Genomic DNA, 15,134 nt, shown 5'->3' on the forward strand with positions numbered 1-15,134 from the left:
CAATCGCGCAACCCCCAAAAAGACCAATTAATAAGACTTCTATTAATATTTTTTCACACATAATAGTGAAAACGTTTTTCTGTTAACATTCTTACATTTTATTCTACAGGTGGTCTATTGTGATAAATAAGATTTAGTATTAACTTAGGGAAGTTAATACTAAAATTAAGGGCACACATGCAGGGTCGTAAATTGCTATGGTTACGTGTAACTTTAATAGTTAGTTTTATTATTTCGGTAATATTTATTTGCTATTCTTTACTTGTGTCTGGTTTGAGTTCAGTCAATGAACATTCTTTAATTAGTAATGAAGAAATGATTGATAGTTCATATACTGAACAATCTCAAAAGCGGATGACATTCGCGACTCAGAGATTAAATAAGCAAATCCTCGAAGCAAAAGAGAAGGCAATTACATTACAAACCCAAGTAATGAGTATTCAAAGAAACGTTTCTTTAAACGAATACCAAAAACGCACATTAATCTCAGAGTTTTCTAAAAGTATTTTACACTCAAGCTTAATGATTTTAGGTGTTTATACGACGTTTGAAAAAAACGCTCTCGGGGATGATGCACTCTTTATTAATAACTCAGAAAAACTTGGTAATGAAGTAGGGCGCTATTCTCTGTATTACTCACTAGCCGATGATGGAAGCACATACGTAGATCTAGTTCCTGAATACCTTATTAAAATGGATAAAATGAGTAAGTTGGGTAATCCAAGAAACAGTTGGTACACCTGTCTTTTTGAGAATCAGGGAACGTGCTTTATAGAGCCTTATTACGGTACAGTGCAAAGCAAAGACAATTTAATATTTTCCTTTTCAATGCCAATAATCGAAAAAGATAACCCTATAGGTGTAGTTGGAGTAGATATTGCGATTAGTAGTGTTACCGGCACACTTAATTTAATCAAAGATATTACCTTTGATAGCAATGCCAGGATTACACTAGTAAATCCTGATGGGTTAATGGTAGCCGACACTGAGAATAACAATGTCTATGGTTACACGCTTGAAGATAAATTTAAAAGTGATAATAATTATAGAAAATTGTTAAATTTAAAATCACCTGGCTCGATAAGAAATGCAGATGGAAGCATTTTATATTACTCACCAATTCTAGATATGGGAATCCCAATTTTATGCGTCTTTGCACTTGTAGAAAAAAAAGATACAAGAAGAGCTGGTGGAATAAAAAAAGAGCACGAAGATTTTTCAATTAATTTTTCATTTTTTTATATTTTAGAAGCGTTAATGGTCTTAGCTCTTTTCCTAATCCAGTATTCAGTTTACCGCCATTTTTTTCCAAAAACGAAAAAATAAAAAAAACTCAATTAAGTAGTTGAGTTTTGTTTAACTCAGTCGGAGATTTGAAATGCTGTTCAGCACGTGTTCCTGGTACTGGCGCCGCAGCATTTTGCCTGCAATGGTTGAAGTGTTTTTTTGGTTTCGTTTCAGTAATCGCCTCAGTCTCTTCATATAGATCCATATCATCTTCACTTAAATATTGAGCAGCGCTACTTAAGCGGCCATGATAAGTTGAAGCAACTGTGTTCAAAGCCCTTTTTAATACTTGTTTCTTCCTAAACTCGTTCACAAAGACACTATCCCACCCACTATTCCCACTCATGGATGCAATGTTATTTAATTCATCAATTTTCATATGTGTAGTTAAATAATCGCCATTAGGAACCATTATTGTACACATTGCTCCAACGACAGGACCGCGATCGCCAAACAGGTTTTCTATTTCAATATTTGGTTTTGTTGTAATGTCATTTGACAATTGAACTCTGTCATTTTTATGAATGACCCAACTCGATACGGTGGAGATTGCACCGGCTTCAAAGCATAAATGAAGTAGCCCTTTGTAGGTAACATGAAGTTTAAAGTACGCTGTACCGCTACTTGAGTATTCTATACTTAATGCTGTATGCCCTAAAGGAGGGTATAGGGTTAATCCAAGTGAGCAGGCAGTAAATAATGCGTGATTAAGACTATTGAGGTCAATTTTATTTATAGGTATTTTTTTTTGAGTTAAAAGTTTATCAGCCATTCGATTGATCAACTTAGATTCCACATTAAATTTCAAGAATGTGTAGTTTTCTTGTTTTGCTTTAGCAGTATAAAGTTTTTCTAGTTTAAAAAGATTTTTTTCAATTAGAGACATTACCAACACCTTATAAAATTTAATATTGATGGAATTTAGCGTATTGCATCGTCGTTAAGATGAATTTCAGCTCTGCTAAATGGGTTCCATATCCAGCTGAGATAGTTTTAAATGCGCGTGTTAAAACGCATATTTGGGCAAATTCAGGCGTCAGAGTTTTGTTCTTATCTTGACCCAGAAGTTCTTGCGTTTTTTTTAACTCATCCACAGTAACCATTGTTATAGCTATATCACCTTTAAGTTTAAGACTGCAGATAGCGCCGTTAATACTTGCCGTTGAACTATCATTATTATTTCTATTTATAACAATGGTATTGTCTTTTATTGAGTAAGAGTTTTCTAAATAGCAGGTTTTAAGAGTTAGGAGCTCAAGCTCACTTATCGATGCTATAATTCCCTTAATCGCAGGCAAACCCAATGATAAAGTAAATTCCTCTGACCCCTGTATTTTCATTAATGAGCAACTACCGTCCTTTGGTATAAAGCTAAGTTTAAGTTTTACGGCAGTAGCTACAGCTCGTTCTATTGAGTGTAAACTTGATTGCTTTAATGCAGACCCAGCACACGAAGTAACGATGTAATTTTTAATGTGAGTAAGTTGTTCCTCTACATGATTTTGATCACTTGTATTATTTATTATGAAATGCTTTTTTAAGTCATCTATGAACTGGCCGAACGAAAAAATCATATTGCACCCGTAGTTGATTAGTTATTAAATTCATTTTTCCATACCTTACAAATCCCGCAACATCCTAAATCTGATTTAAATTAATCACCTTAGTAAGTTTCTGTTCATAAGTTTTCATATTTGTTTATTAGGTGTTCTTAAAAAGAATGCATACTTACTTAAATAAATTAAAGCTTTGTCCCAATCTTTTTTTTGAAAGGTACATATTGGGGGTTGCGCGTTTTCAGAACTGAGTAGAATGAGGGAGTAATTTAATTTATGGAGAGTTTAAATATGTTCAATACCTTACTTTTAAAAAAAAATACCGTAGCTGCTGCTGTTGTATCTGTAATATTTATGGGCGGTTGTTCAAGTAACGCTGCTGTTGATGATTACCAAGCCCACCAGCAAGAAGTTCAAGCAAAGAAATTCGAAGCTCAGGAAGAAGCTTTTCAAAGCATACCTGAATGGTTTTTCAAACCGCCACAGAATGATAGTTCTGGTGTGTATGCAGTAGGTACTGCTTCTTCTACAAACTTACAGTTTTCAATGAACCAAGCTAAATTGAATGCAGAGTTTTCAATTGCTAAGACTTTAAATCAAGAAGTATCAGGTCGTGAGCGTTCATTTATGAGCTCTGATAGTAAAGGGAACGTACAAACGGATGCAGAGTCAGTAGTAACTAAATTTGTTGATTCTGCTGATATTGTAGGTGTGAGCACAGTTGATAGCCATTTTGAACACCACGAAGGTAAGTATACAGTTTATACGCTTTTACATCTTTCATATGACCAACAAGCTGAGATTTTATCTCGCAAAGTTAAAAGCGAAACGAAGCTTAGTGCTAAAGAAGCATATAAAGAGATTGAAGCTGAATTACGACGTCGTTCGTTGGATCGCAACTCTGCAATTGAAAAGCTTGAGCAAATAAAAAAACCAATTACAGCTACTCCTGACGATTCAATATCTGTTGGGAAGTCATAAGACACCATTATGTTAGGTAGAAATCATGCAGCTTCTGCTTGCGCGTGCTGGGTATTAACTAAAAATTTGTTTTTAGAATATGAACTAGATTTTATAGAAAATTCTTTTCTATTTATTATCGTAGGTTTTGCTGCATTACTACCAGATATTGACCATCCCGATTCATTATTGGGGCGTAGGGTAAAGTTTGTTTCTGTACCTCTTAGTTATTTACAGGGAGACAGACGGCTATTACCTTGGAGTGAGAATACTCATAGTCGGGGGATTACTCACTCTATTTGGCCATTAGCTGGTTGTCTTTACTTAATAGCGGGCCAACAAAGTATAGCGATTGCATTTGCGTTCGGATTTTGTGCACATATTTTAGGTGACGCACTTACACCAGCCGGCGTAAGATTTTTATGGCCTCTAAGTACTGTAATTAGAGCGCCTTTAACTTTTCGTACCGGTGGTCTTGTTGAATATCTAGTAACAATGACTTTAGTAAGCACTGCAGCAATGCATGTGCTTGGATTTAATATAGCGTATGAGATTGAGGGGTATCTTGACGCGTTTCACTTAGGGATTTAGATATGGAAAATAATACTGTAACAAGCGAAATAAAAATAAGCGGGATTTTACCTGAACTTGCCGTAGAAGAATTTGATGCTAACGCATCGTTAGATGAAGTGCTTCCACAAGAAGTAGCCACTCTATTTCAAAGTGTGGTACCTGAATTTAGTGATCAAAGTTTCACATATAATATTGTTGATGAAAAAAATGTTTTAAATTTCGATTTAGAGAATATTAACGCAAATATAACTGTTATCAACAATAGCCCTTGGGTTGCTTGGGATTACACTTCTAAAACTGACAGTTTCATAATTCGTACAGTTTTACCTGAGACGATTAGTTATAGTGATTCGGAAGTAATGGGGTTTAATAAAATTCACCCAAGCCTGAAGTTTTACACTGATCAAGGTCATGTGGTTATAGAAGAGCCTTACTATCTTGGATACGGTATCCCAGTTCTTAATATCATGGACAGATTGCAAGTTTATCTAAAAACTATTATATCTTTTTAATACGTTAATTTAGTTGAATATTTTAAAGTTTATTGGATCTATTTAGCTGTAACGGAAGATAGCTAATTAATTTTAAAATTTCTATTTATATCTGAAATTCAATAGAAAAACCGTATTCAATTACGGTTTTTTTATGCCTACGCAAAGCTTCTATTTATATAAGCTCTTATTAATTACAATTATCGGATGCAATTAATAAGGCCTATTCAAGAATAAAAGTGTTTAGCATCAAAGTTAAGAATAATTTATATTGGAATGTCGAATATGAAAGTACACCTAACACCAAGTATTTATAATCAGTATAGCGATGTGCATGTTGAGTTAATTGACCTTGAATTTCCTGAGCTTAATTTAGTTCTAAAGCAGGGGATCGATGTCGTGGCATGCACTCCTTATCCGAACAAACGTATTAATGTAGTTAGGCGCAAAAAAGGTCGTAAAGCTATTAATGGTTTTTTTGTTGATATTCCCGAAGATATGAAAACTTTCACGTTAAAAACAAGATGGTCTGTAGATGCAGAGCGAATATTAGTTCATACGGTTAACTATAATCTAATTGACTCAGATTATGATTTTGCTACTCAAGATCCTACTATGTGGTACGCAACTTATGATGGTAGCCAAGAAAGCAGAATGCCTTGTGATGGCATAACACCTTGTAATTACAACGCCCGAATGGAAATAGTTTTTAATGCAAAAGAAACACGTAAGCAAGGTGATTTCGTAGACTCTTATCAAGATAGTATGCTTGTTGCTAGAGTTGAGAACTACCCTTTACCGACAATTAAAGGGTCACATCTATTTGGAAAATACAACTCGCACTTAGCTCGCATGCCTAGTGTAGACGACTCATTTTAACGGATCTGTAAATTGAAATTTAAGATGGAATATTTATGAAAGACTCTCATAAAATTGCGTGGTATGAAGGGGAATTTTTAGAATTAGTGTGCAATAGCCTTTTAGAATAACAACCTTATATCTGTGCAGTAAATAATAGCCCTAAGTCTTAAGAAGGTTTTAGATGGTGCTATAGCTAAATATGAGTCAAGAGAGCTGCAACAGCTCAATAGTGGTTTATCGAGTGATGAACGCTAAATGCAATCTTAGTTAAAAAAACCAGACCAATTTTACTGCGGTTTCAATGTATAGTGTTAGAATGCTACTACGATATAAACGTAGAGCGGTTTTAACATGATATTGAAAAAAAGTGCTGTAACTTTGGCGGTATTATCCTCACTTGTTCTTAGTGGGTGTGATGAAGAGCTAGATAATGAGCTTAAAGGAAATGACGATCAGAAAGTTTATCTTTCAGTTTCAAAAAGTAAAACAATTACGGAACCTGAGAATGGAAAGCTATCCGGTTCGATAGAAGTTACTCTATCTTCGACCTATGAAAAAGATATTTCTTTTGCTTATGATTTCACTCCTATGAGTGCTAAATCAGGGGTCGATTATGAAGCTTCAGGAGGTCAAGCTGTAATAAAAGAAGGGGCGCGTTCTGTAACCTTACCTTTTGAAATTCTTGGTGATGTTCTTGATGAAGATGACGAGACTTTTTCAGTTACCATCAGCGACCCAAAAAATGCAAAGGTCAGAGATAATTTTGAAACAAGCGTTATCACCATACGTGATGAGGATGAAGATAGTAAAATTTCATTTCTAACTGATTTTGCTACCGTTACCGAAGGTGCAGGTAAATACACCGTAAAAGTACAATTAACTACTGCCTCTGAAAAAGATGTGAAGATACCTTTTACTGTGGGTGGGCTTGCTACAGAAGGGCAGGATTATGAGAAAATAACTCAAAGTCCGATAACAGTTCTTGCAGGGGCTAATCTAGTTGAAATAGCGGTAGATTTCTTACCAGATACTATTCCTGAGGGTGGTGAGTCTGTCGTAATTAACTTAGAGTCGCCAACTAATGCTTCTTTAGGTGAGCTAAGTACAATAACGTTATTAATACCTGGTGAAGTAGGTTTGAATGATACGGGTATTGATACGTGGTTTGATGGTGAAAGCTTCGCCTCAACTTCTGCTAATTCTGAATATCCAGGCCAAGACGCTGAATATGGTCGAGATTCAACTAACCAACCTTCGTTTGATGGTCCAGTTGCTTTTTCATTCACTAAGCTTGATGACTCAGGAAACTCACTACCAAGTAATGCACAGCAGTTTTCTTGTGTGCAAGACAACCGAACTGGCTTAGTGTGGGAAGTTAAAAATTCACAACAAGAGCTGCCTACCTCTTCTGGTAAAACATTAAAAGAAGAAATAAATACATCCGTTAAAGAAGGCTCTTATAAGTACCATAGCGCACATGCGAACTGGAGGGCTTCTAATTATTCATATTACTGGCTAAATGCTGACTCGGCTACTAATGGAGGGTCTGAAGGTTCAAGTGGAGAGAATTTCACGAGTACAAGTTACCCAATTAGTTCTGTTTGTGCTTTTCCCGAAAGAGATGCAAGTAATTACATGGCATCTATGAAGTCTTGTAACACCTCATTATATCAAGAAGCAATGAATACCCTTGCTGTTTGTGGGTTCAAAAACTGGAGATTACCTAGAACAAGCGAAATCGCTTCTCTGCACAATTATAGCGTAAGTACACCCAGCGCGGATTCAGAAGTTTATTTTCCTAACAGTCAATCTGGTGATTACTTAACTTCTGATCCATCAGCAGATGGCACAGGCGCTGTATGGTGCACTTCATCAGATACAGGGCATTCAAAACTTTGTAATAAACAAACTCCTAATTTAGTTCGCATGGTTCGAGGTGGTGCACAATGAAAAAGCTAATAATTTCACTTTGTTTAACCAGCTTAATAAGCGGTAGTGCTTTAGCTCAAACCTGTAAATTTGATTCGATCGCTCCATCACAGCCTGAAGGTCAGTTTTTAGATAATAATGACGGGACAGTTACTGACATAGTTAATGGACTAGTTTGGACTAAGTGTTCTATCGGTCAGGCATATACTGACGGATTATGTAAAGGTACTCCGTTCAATGTAAGTTCGTGGCAGCAAGCTCTAACGACAGTTAGAGATAATGAAGAATATTTAGATTCTACTGGCTGGCGGCTCCCAAATATTAAAGAGCTAGGTTCCTTAGTTGAGCGTGCGTGTGTAGCCCCTTCGATTAACTTAAACATGTTCCCTTCAACACCGTCTGCAGCTTATTGGACTAACACTTTCGATGCTCAAAATATCAATCCTACTCAAGGAGTTGATGGATTGATCGTAGATTTTAGCGATGGTAGTGAGTTTTTGACTGATGTAACTACTCATAAACTTATAAGAATGGTTAAAGATCTCAACTAAGGCAAACACATAGAATTATATAGGCGCTATTTTATGGCGCCTATATTTTTTAAAGTATTTAAAACATGGTGAAATAGTGAAGTTACTCAAACTTATTTTAACAGCGGCCATCATCTTTACTTCAGTTTTATCAGTGCAAAACGCGATAGCTGATGATTTTAATGTTGATCTGATCTCAAACAATTCTAAATCTTCAATAATCGACTTTAGTTACCAAAATAAAGTTATACCTGCTAGTGAAGCTTTTCAACTAGATTATACACTTGATGAAAACCAAGTTTCTTTATCTTGGGAAGTGAAACCAGGGTATTACCTTTATTTAGATAAAATAAAATTTAATAGCAATCATTTTCAAATAGGCAATGCAGTTTTTCCACCAGCAAAAATACATGATGATCCAAATTTTGGAAAAGTTGCAGTGCTTGAAGGGTTCATTTCTGCAGAATTACCATTTAAAAATACAGGTTTAGGTGGGAATGTTGAAATTACATATCAGGGCTGTGCATCAGCAGGGTTATGCTATCCCCCGGAGACTGTATCAATAGAAGTTCCTCAATCCAATGTCACACTAAATAGTGTTAAGTCAGTAGATGTGCCAAACAGTGATGAAATAGTTGAAAATGAAGAAAAATCCATTATTGATTTTGCAAATAAAAAATCCATATTTATTACTCTGTCTCTAGTCTTTGTTCTTGGCCTAGGTCTTTCGCTAACGCCGTGCGTTTTTCCTATGTACCCTATATTATCAGGTATTATTGCAGGTCAAGGGCACAGCTTAAGTGTTAAAAAAGGGTTGGCTCTATCATTTAGTTATGTTCAAGGTATGGCAATCACGTTCACTTTATTAGGTTTGGTTGTCGCTTCAGCAGGCATGAAATACCAAGCAGCACTTCAGCAACCGGCAGTAATAATTTCAACGGCTATTCTGTTCTTTATTCTCGCTCTGTCAATGTTTGGTCTATTTCAATTTCAGGCCCCTGCATTTCTTCAATCTAAACTCACTGGAGTAAGTAACGCACAGAAGTCAGGCTCATATGCTGGAAGCTTTATCATGGGTGCGATTTCGGGATTAATAAGTTCTCCGTGTACTACAGCGCCATTATCTGGTGTTTTATTGTATGTGGCTCAAAGTGGTGACTTGTTAGTAGGAGGTGCAACCCTTTACGTATTAAGCATAGGTATGAGCGTCCCACTTCTAATAATTGGAGCTGGTGGCGGTAAACTATTACCAAAAGCGGGTTCATGGATGAATAAAGTTAAGATTTTCTTTGGTATCGCGTTACTTGGGGTTTCTTTAGTTATGCTAGGGCGGGTCTATTCTCAGGCAACTGTTCTATTCATTGCCTATGATGTTCTAATCGTATGTTGTTTAATTTATGGTTTATATAAAAAAAGGTTACAACTAAATAAAATCCAAAAATTTCTTTCTGTAACCGTAGTTAGTATCCTTTTGTTTATATTCGCTTACCTTCAGGCTGCATATGTAAAATCAGAAACAGGAACACATTTAAGTTCAGATATTACAACTATTGAGCAATTGCAAGAAAGGCTTTCTGATATTAAGGATAAAAACAAGCCAGTGGTAATTGATCTGTACGCGGATTGGTGTACAGCTTGCCTGGAGATGGATAAAAACACGTTTAGTGATCAAGTTGTACGCGAACGCTTAAACGAAATGGTTTTTCTAAGAATAGATATGACGGCCAATTCTAAAGAAAACCAGAAAATACTTTCCCATTTTAATGTACTTGGTTTGCCAGCTATTATTCTAATAGACAATAAAGGGAACGAACTAAAGTCGAAACGAATAAGTGGTTACTTAGGGCCAAAAGCGTTCACAGATAGATTGAATTCACTTTAGCGGGTGCTTGTATATAAACGATAAAGCTCGGTAATAGGGCTTTATCGTTCTCAAAACCTATAAATCACCCTTCAGATTGTCACTAAATTATTGGAATTTTATGATTAGATTAATAATAATCACTAACCTTATACTTTTATTAAGCGCACCAGGGGAGGTAAATGCATACGATACTAACCATGTGGTTAGCTTTACAACGGCAAAAAATAAACTCTATAAGCAAATCTATAATAACGCTGGGGAAACATTTTATTGCGGTTGCGATTGGTCAAATAGAAAAACGAATCTCCAAAGTTGTGGTTTACAAAGTTTTTTTTCAAAGAAAGAACGTAAAAGGTCCTTGAGAACTGAAGCTGAACATATTATCGCAGCCTCTTGGTTATTAAAAGTTAACTATAAACTTAGAAAGTGTGCGATAGATTCAAAGAAAACAAAAGAAAGTGCTCGTGAGTATTGCCAGAAGCATGATATTGATTACAAACGGGCCCACAATGATTTAGTAAACCTTTTTCCGGCAGTGGGAGCTATTAATCAAAATCGTTCCAATAAGCCATTTGTTGAGCGCGTTACGAATAAAGTCAAAACTTATGGTAAATGTAATATAGAAATAGGTTCAAGAGGAATTAAACCCCCAACAGATAAAAAGGGCGATATAGCCCGCGTTGCTTTCTACATGGCGACCACTTACCAAGTTACATACTCAAAAAGGCAGTTAGAGCTTTTTAAGAAGTGGGATAAAGAAGACCCACTATCACTTGAAGAAATTAAGCATAATAATCGCGTGATTGCAGTACAAGGTTATGGGCAAAAATTTTAAAAGCATATAGGAGCCTAGTGACGCTAAGTTAGGTCACTAGACTGTCTGCTTAAATAAATATGTTATTGGTAACTACTATGGAAAATATTCAAAGAAAAAACATATACTTGAAACTAACTATTTTTGACTCTATGTATGCATGTAAATAGGGTATCTTTAGCCGTATACCCACTATTCACGCGCGCACAAATAAAGCTTTTACAGGGAGCTAACCATAGGTTGACGGAATAGCCCAGTATTAGTGATGTAGCTTTTAACTAAAGCTGTTGTGTCATTATTAATGTCAACACCGCGAAACACTTTCTCTCTAATTGTTTCACTCCTGACTATACTTTGCTCCGACAATCCCATTACGTTATATCTTCCATCGATACGGTGATAATCGCTTAATTTAGTCACCTTTGATAGCTCATCAGGACCAACTACCAATGTAATTTCATGGCCAATAAATTCATTCGCAATTTTGTTTAATAGTTCATAGTTAGAAACGTATTCTTCATTTCCATCATTGATTAAATGTTCTACTGGGTATGATAACAAAGTGTTTATATCTAAATCTTTAACGAATAAAGACAGCATATTGCATCGCTTAGTGTAATCACGAATAACACGCCCTTTAGAGGCTGCGACAGAGGGCACAAGAAGTATTTTATCGAATGACTTCAGTCGCTTTATCAACGACTCATGACCCATGTTAGGTGGATTAAAAGCCCCGCGAATTACTGCAATTGATTTGAACATATATACCCCTACTAAAAAATAAGATAAATCTTAAGTCTTGATGACAAACCCGCAACCCTAAACGACATATGCCATTAGGGTTAAGCTAGTTAACAACAGTTTTATTACCTAGTTATCAACTGATTTTGTGGATAAGCGTAATTTCACTTGAGTTTCCAAAGGCTTCTTGGTGTTTCTCTATAAATAACTTGGCCTGCAGCGAATTTATGTGTCTGCGTACTAAACGAGTCAAACAAAACACCTTCTTTTACGCTTCCATTTGGAAAAAAAATAATTTTAGCTTTTGGTGCCAAGATAACTTGGTTAAATTGGACTGGATTCAATGCAGGGATGTAGGACTTAATATTTCCACCGGCATACCAAGATATTTCATCCTTAACGGTAAGCCCCTGTATAGATGTTTGCTTAGACAGTTTTAATCCTATGCTCTTATCAGCTTTTACATAGAAAAAACGACTGTTTTTTGGAATTAAAATGTCATGGTAATACATATCACTTTTAGTATATTCACCAAGCTCATTCTGAAGCGCTACAGTTTTGCACTGCCGACTTAGCTCGGTTTCATTATTAATAAGACACAGATTTAAAGAAGGGTCATTAGTATTGAACCCGCTACAAAATGTTGATACCTCTGTTTGGCAATAACGGTGAATTTGGTGTTGCTTAAATGCGACGTCATTAGAAGCAAGGTTTTTAATTTTTTCAGTAATGGCTTTCAGGCGGGCTTGGGGCATTATTGAGTTAGCTGTAATGTTGCTTTCTTGCTCCTGATTGGCTCGCTGCTGAAGTATCTGGTTATTAATTTCCTTCTGCCACTGTTCAGTTTGATATGTTGTGGCTGCTACACTGGTAATGGGGTGCGAAAATAGTAATAAGCTTAAAGCTAATTTCTTATAAGTGTTTCGTTGAGTTAAAGCATTACAAACCATTATTAAAACGCCTAATGTCTTACGAGTTCAATTGATTGTGTATTATGCCATAGTTAGAATTTAGTTTTGGAGGAATTTGTGAGTGCAGAGAGTAAGAAATAAACTTAACTAATAAAATTAAATTGGCAGGTCTTTAGCTTGAGCCTGCCAACCTGTAGTAATTAATTATATTTAATATCAGGGATACCTGGATGCGGGGTGAGGTTTTGTTGTAATCGTTTTTCAACGTCTCGTGCCATACAATGCTCATCTATACTTATGCCAGCTTCAAGCAAACCCTTAAAAACAGCGGGTTTATGACCCTTACCACTCCAGCGAAAAACCTGGCCATCTTTATCTATGAATAAATATTTTAGAGGTTTAGTTTTCTTTTTGGAATTAGTGACGGTTTCATCACCCATTAAAGCAGGATCGAATAGGTCAGCATCATTTAGGTTATTCTCAGCCATAATTTTTCGTAGGCCTGCTACTTTTTGTTTCTTTTCTTCAAGCTGCTTAATGACAGCTTCTTCTTCGTCTAACTTTTCAATTATCAATTCTTCTAGCTTATCTTTCATAACAAGCAATGAATCTGACGACTCATTTTTAAGGTATTTGCGCATTCTGCGTATTTTACCCATTACTGATAGGAACTGATCTTTAAATTCTTGTTCTGATTTGTTTTGTGTGGTCAATTTATACATACCTATAACACCTATTTTCATTGCATTATAGCGTAAATACTAATTCAAATTAAATTAGTGAATTGAAAAGGTTAGTAGATAAATTAGCTGGTGGGTTTTTAGTGTTATTTAACCCTTAATTACGATTTTAGGTATGGTAACACTGGAAGGTATTTTGTATTCAGCAGAACGACCATCGCTTAACGTTATTTTAGCCTCTGGAAATCTACCAAATACGTTTGCAAAAGCGGCTAACTCTTCAACCATACCAACTTCTTTAGCCAACATAAAAAATTTTCTCCTTTCATTTTCCCAACTCATCAACTACTCCTAGTTTATATTTTATACTTAATGTGAGAATGGTCACAGTTTCGAAGTAAAAGTATTTATTAATAACTAAACGCCGTTTATAGTACTTGTAAGACTTTGTAAGTATATAGTGGTTAAATTAAAAGTGAATATAAAAAATTTAAAAACCTTAGCAATAGCTATGGCAGAGCAAAATAATGATTTTGATGTTGAAAAGTGCGAAAAAGCAATTCAGATAATTCTGGAAAAAATTTCAAATGGAATTGCTAAAGGTGATAAAACAGATATTAGGCAGTTTGGCACAATAACACCTGTTGTCTACGAGCCAGCATTAAGGCGCAACCCAGCAACAGGGGATTTTGTTGCTAAAGGATATACTGTAAAAGCGCATTTCCGTCCTGCTACTAAGCTAAAAAATATGGTGGCATAACTTTAAAGATAGAGGTAAGTATGAGCTGTAGAACTTGGGTAATAGGCGCTGGCATTGCGATGTTTTTGTTTGGGCTTTTAATGGGTCCTGCAAAGTTGACTATGCACAACCCTGAAATGTCATGGGGCATACCTCTGATAATACTAGGGGGCTTGATTAGCGTTTTCGGAATTTATTTTTTAAAGAAACCTAAGGCAAAAACGGGTTGGGAGAATTTTAAAGGCTAAAGAAGTTATGAGATTGAATAGTGAGCGGGCTCACTATTCAATTTATTTTAGCCAAGACACTCTATAACCTTCACCTTGCTCTTGAGCTCTTACACGGTAAGCTTTCATAACTTTTTGTAAGTATCTCAATTTATATTTGTGTGTTTTTGAGTGATAGTTACCGACTGCATTCCAAATTGATTGAGACGGTTTTAACTCACTAATCCGCTGTTTAAATACACGACCAGCAACATCGATATTTAAACAGACGTCTGAAGATAACTTTTGCCACGTAACATTAGGATATTCTTTCTGAAACCAATTTTCTTCAAATTGAATTGTATTAATTTGGGCAGGACCTAAATCATGCGAACCATTACTTTTGTTATATCGAACAGTGCCTTTTTTACCATTTTCTGTTTCAATAATAATCTGTAAAAGTGTTTGGTCTACACTGTGTTTGGATGCCGACTTCTCAATGCATTGCTGGATTTCTATAGGTGCAATCGGAGTACCTTTAGTTATCGCTTCATCAGGAATATCAATCATTTTGAGAGTCGCTATCACTGTTATATTTAGCAACCATAATGTGTCTAATTGCACGTTGGACTATGATGGGAAACATACCCATGAAAAGCCAAAGGAATATGTTACCAGCTTCAGTAATTGGTTTTGCTTGCGCTTCTGCAGAGCTTACTATGCTCGCGTATGTGAACAAACCATAAATGCCTAAAGGGATTACTTTAGGTAATATATCAAATCCAAAAGGCTTTTCTTTATGTAGGCACATAAACAGAACAACCATATGAACCATAGCCAATCCTGCGTATTTAGTTGTTATCTCTGAGTTAATAAAAAAACATAATGTATATAAGACAGCACATACTATTACCGTTTTTAAATCTCGTTCTTTTTTAAACTTTGAAGAATTTTCATCTAATAATACTTTTTTCATTTCTCTTTTACGCTAC

Annotated in this window: 18 protein-coding genes; 10 read left to right on the top strand and 8 right to left on the bottom strand. The window is 35.6% G+C overall.

Going from position 1 to position 15,134, the window contains the following annotated elements:
- The first annotated feature begins 177 nt into the window (after positions 1-177).
- The gene (locus L655_RS0107365; protein WP_024604611.1) at positions 178-1,326 is read left to right on the top strand and encodes a cache domain-containing protein; all 1,149 of its coding nucleotides are present in this window, start codon (positions 178-180) and stop codon (positions 1,324-1,326) included.
- A gap of 7 nt (positions 1,327-1,333) precedes the next feature.
- Here L655_RS0107365 and L655_RS0107370 read toward each other — a convergent pair whose 3' ends face one another.
- Together L655_RS0107370 and L655_RS0107375 are read right to left on the bottom strand one after the other, a co-directional pair.
- A complete protein-coding gene (locus tag L655_RS0107370) occupies positions 1,334-2,173 on the bottom strand; it encodes a recombinase RecT (RefSeq protein ID WP_024604612.1) in 840 nt (279 codons plus the stop codon).
- A 19-nt stretch (positions 2,174-2,192) separates the two neighbouring features.
- Positions 2,193-2,861 (bottom strand): hypothetical protein, encoded by a 669-nt coding sequence (locus tag L655_RS0107375; protein ID WP_024604613.1) that lies wholly within the window; start codon positions 2,859-2,861, stop codon positions 2,193-2,195.
- A 273-nt stretch (positions 2,862-3,134) separates the two neighbouring features.
- On the opposite strand from L655_RS0107375, the gene L655_RS0107380 reads away from it, so the two are divergent.
- The 8 genes from L655_RS0107380 to L655_RS01000000125300 all read left to right on the top strand — a co-directional run bounded on the left by L655_RS0107380 (position 3,135) and on the right by L655_RS01000000125300 (position 10,886).
- The gene (locus L655_RS0107380) at positions 3,135-3,824 is read left to right on the top strand and encodes an LPP20 family lipoprotein (RefSeq protein WP_158000945.1); all 690 of its coding nucleotides are present in this window, start codon (positions 3,135-3,137) and stop codon (positions 3,822-3,824) included.
- Between the two features lie 9 nt (positions 3,825-3,833).
- A complete protein-coding gene (locus tag L655_RS1000000126250; protein ID WP_024604615.1) occupies positions 3,834-4,394 on the top strand; it encodes a metal-dependent hydrolase in 561 nt (186 codons plus the stop codon).
- A gap of 2 nt (positions 4,395-4,396) precedes the next feature.
- The gene (locus L655_RS0107390; protein WP_024604616.1) at positions 4,397-4,888 is read left to right on the top strand and encodes a hypothetical protein; all 492 of its coding nucleotides are present in this window, start codon (positions 4,397-4,399) and stop codon (positions 4,886-4,888) included.
- Between the two features lie 264 nt (positions 4,889-5,152).
- A complete protein-coding gene (locus tag L655_RS1000000126255; RefSeq protein ID WP_024604617.1) occupies positions 5,153-5,746 on the top strand; it encodes a DUF6012 family protein in 594 nt (197 codons plus the stop codon).
- Positions 5,747-6,106: 360 nt separating this feature from the next.
- Positions 6,107-7,678, top strand: coding sequence for a DUF1566 domain-containing protein (locus L655_RS0107400; RefSeq protein ID WP_158000944.1), 1,572 nt, complete (start codon positions 6,107-6,109; stop codon positions 7,676-7,678).
- The gene (locus tag L655_RS0107405; RefSeq protein ID WP_024604619.1) at positions 7,675-8,208 is read left to right on the top strand and encodes a DUF1566 domain-containing protein; all 534 of its coding nucleotides are present in this window, start codon (positions 7,675-7,677) and stop codon (positions 8,206-8,208) included. Before L655_RS0107400 ends, L655_RS0107405 begins: the two co-directional genes overlap by 4 nt.
- 76 nt (positions 8,209-8,284) lie before the next feature.
- Positions 8,285-10,069, top strand: a complete 1,785-nt coding sequence (locus L655_RS0107410) for a protein-disulfide reductase DsbD (RefSeq protein WP_158000943.1) — start codon at positions 8,285-8,287, stop codon at positions 10,067-10,069.
- Between the two features lie 100 nt (positions 10,070-10,169).
- Entirely contained in the window at positions 10,170-10,886 is a 717-nt protein-coding gene (locus L655_RS01000000125300; protein ID WP_024604620.1) for an endonuclease, read from the top strand.
- A gap of 198 nt (positions 10,887-11,084) precedes the next feature.
- On the opposite strand, the gene L655_RS0107420 is transcribed toward L655_RS01000000125300, so the two are convergent.
- The 4 genes from L655_RS0107420 to L655_RS0107435 all read right to left on the bottom strand — a co-directional run bounded on the left by L655_RS0107420 (position 11,085) and on the right by L655_RS0107435 (position 13,539).
- Positions 11,085-11,627, bottom strand: a complete 543-nt coding sequence (locus L655_RS0107420; RefSeq protein WP_024604621.1) for a hypothetical protein — start codon at positions 11,625-11,627, stop codon at positions 11,085-11,087.
- 143 nt (positions 11,628-11,770) lie between these two features.
- Positions 11,771-12,556 (bottom strand): hypothetical protein, encoded by a 786-nt coding sequence (locus L655_RS0107425; protein WP_024604622.1) that lies wholly within the window; start codon positions 12,554-12,556, stop codon positions 11,771-11,773.
- 161 nt (positions 12,557-12,717) lie between these two features.
- The gene (locus tag L655_RS0107430) at positions 12,718-13,239 is read right to left on the bottom strand and encodes an H-NS family nucleoid-associated regulatory protein (protein WP_158000942.1); all 522 of its coding nucleotides are present in this window, start codon (positions 13,237-13,239) and stop codon (positions 12,718-12,720) included.
- A 108-nt stretch (positions 13,240-13,347) separates the two neighbouring features.
- On the bottom strand, positions 13,348-13,539 hold the full coding sequence (locus L655_RS0107435) for a hypothetical protein (protein WP_024604624.1): 192 nt from the start codon (positions 13,537-13,539) through the stop codon (positions 13,348-13,350).
- A gap of 133 nt (positions 13,540-13,672) precedes the next feature.
- Between L655_RS0107435 and L655_RS0107440 the strand changes: the two genes are divergently transcribed.
- The gene (locus L655_RS0107440) at positions 13,673-13,957 is read left to right on the top strand and encodes an HU family DNA-binding protein (protein ID WP_139016272.1); all 285 of its coding nucleotides are present in this window, start codon (positions 13,673-13,675) and stop codon (positions 13,955-13,957) included.
- 269 nt (positions 13,958-14,226) lie between these two features.
- Here L655_RS0107440 and L655_RS0107450 read toward each other — a convergent pair whose 3' ends face one another.
- A complete protein-coding gene (locus tag L655_RS0107450) occupies positions 14,227-14,712 on the bottom strand; it encodes a lytic transglycosylase domain-containing protein (RefSeq protein ID WP_024604627.1) in 486 nt (161 codons plus the stop codon).
- Complete coding sequence (locus L655_RS0107455) at positions 14,705-15,118, bottom strand: hypothetical protein (RefSeq protein ID WP_024604628.1); 414 nt, start codon at positions 15,116-15,118, stop codon at positions 14,705-14,707. Before L655_RS0107455 ends, L655_RS0107450 begins: the two co-directional genes overlap by 8 nt.
- Between the last annotated feature and the right edge of the window lie 16 nt (positions 15,119-15,134).

This window comes from Pseudoalteromonas sp. TAE79, from assembly GCF_000498015.1.
Classification (GTDB): Bacteria; Pseudomonadota; Gammaproteobacteria; order Enterobacterales; family Alteromonadaceae; genus Pseudoalteromonas.

Coding starts and splice junctions, on each gene's coding strand:
- L655_RS0107365 (WP_024604611.1), top strand. CDS start 178: ATGCAGGGTCGTAAATTGCTATGGTTACGTGTAACTTTAATAGTTAGT.
- L655_RS0107370 (WP_024604612.1), bottom strand. CDS start 2,173: ATGTCTCTAATTGAAAAAAATCTTTTTAAACTAGAAAAACTTTATACT.
- L655_RS0107375 (WP_024604613.1), bottom strand. CDS start 2,861: ATGATTTTTTCGTTCGGCCAGTTCATAGATGACTTAAAAAAGCATTTC.
- L655_RS0107380 (WP_158000945.1), top strand. CDS start 3,135: ATGTTCAATACCTTACTTTTAAAAAAAAATACCGTAGCTGCTGCTGTT.
- L655_RS1000000126250 (WP_024604615.1), top strand. CDS start 3,834: ATGTTAGGTAGAAATCATGCAGCTTCTGCTTGCGCGTGCTGGGTATTA.
- L655_RS0107390 (WP_024604616.1), top strand. CDS start 4,397: ATGGAAAATAATACTGTAACAAGCGAAATAAAAATAAGCGGGATTTTA.
- L655_RS1000000126255 (WP_024604617.1), top strand. CDS start 5,153: ATGAAAGTACACCTAACACCAAGTATTTATAATCAGTATAGCGATGTG.
- L655_RS0107405 (WP_024604619.1), top strand. CDS start 7,675: ATGAAAAAGCTAATAATTTCACTTTGTTTAACCAGCTTAATAAGCGGT.
- L655_RS01000000125300 (WP_024604620.1), top strand. CDS start 10,170: ATGATTAGATTAATAATAATCACTAACCTTATACTTTTATTAAGCGCA.
- L655_RS0107420 (WP_024604621.1), bottom strand. CDS start 11,627: ATGTTCAAATCAATTGCAGTAATTCGCGGGGCTTTTAATCCACCTAAC.
- L655_RS0107425 (WP_024604622.1), bottom strand. CDS start 12,556: ATGGTTTGTAATGCTTTAACTCAACGAAACACTTATAAGAAATTAGCT.
- L655_RS0107430 (WP_158000942.1), bottom strand. CDS start 13,239: ATGTATAAATTGACCACACAAAACAAATCAGAACAAGAATTTAAAGAT.
- L655_RS0107435 (WP_024604624.1), bottom strand. CDS start 13,539: ATGAGTTGGGAAAATGAAAGGAGAAAATTTTTTATGTTGGCTAAAGAA.
- L655_RS0107450 (WP_024604627.1), bottom strand. CDS start 14,712: ATGATTGATATTCCTGATGAAGCGATAACTAAAGGTACTCCGATTGCA.
- L655_RS0107455 (WP_024604628.1), bottom strand. CDS start 15,118: ATGAAAAAAGTATTATTAGATGAAAATTCTTCAAAGTTTAAAAAAGAA.